The sequence below is a fragment of the Synechococcus sp. R55.2 genome (assembly GCF_047462075.1).
In the GTDB taxonomy this organism is placed as follows: Bacteria; Cyanobacteriota; Cyanobacteriia; order Thermostichales; family Thermostichaceae; genus Thermostichus.
The window spans coordinates 1-612 of the sequence record NZ_JANSIH010000301.1; the positions used below are offsets into that span (position 1 = coordinate 1).

Consider the following 612-nt stretch of genomic DNA (forward strand, 5'->3'; position numbering starts at 1 on the left):
TCCACCTTCCCATCGGCCCCCTTGACCGCCCGAAACGGCCCCTCTGAAGGCAGCAACCGCAGCGGGTCGGTGGGCCCAAACAACGCCACCAGCGGCGTCTGCACCGCCACCGCCAAATGCATGGGAGCGCTATCGGCGCACAACAGCAGCGTTGCCCCACCAATCAAGGCCGCCAGCTGCCCCAGCCGGACAGGACGGCTCACCGGCAGCTCCGGCAGTTGCGCCAGAAAGCCCTCCGCCAGCTGCTCATCCTCTGGCCCCACCACCAGCACCAACGGCAGCTCCGGCCGCTTCTCCCGAAAACCCTTGATGACCTTGACCCAGTTGGCAGAGGGATAGATCTTCTGAATTCCCTTCTCCTGCGACAGCTGGCTGGCCCCCGGATGCAACAGCACATAATCTTGAGCGGCATCCCCCAAAAGGCGCTTGCGTTCCTGCTCTGCCCACTCCAGGTCTGCTTTTTTCAGACGAATCTGGGGCAACCCCGCCGGCGCAGCAATGCCAAACCCCTGCACCAGGTCGTGGTACATCTGGGCCGCATACTGGGCTGGCTTCAGGGGCACCGGGTCGGTCAGCCACGGCCAACCCGGCCCCGGCGGCGCATAGCCCACC

1 protein-coding gene is annotated in these 612 nt (G+C 65.5%); it reads right to left on the reverse strand.

Annotated elements, in window-relative coordinates; all coding sequences use genetic code 11:
• The coding region (locus NW838_RS09785; RefSeq protein ID WP_414427954.1) for a glycosyltransferase family 9 protein at nucleotides 1-612 on the reverse strand (612 nt) is incomplete at both ends.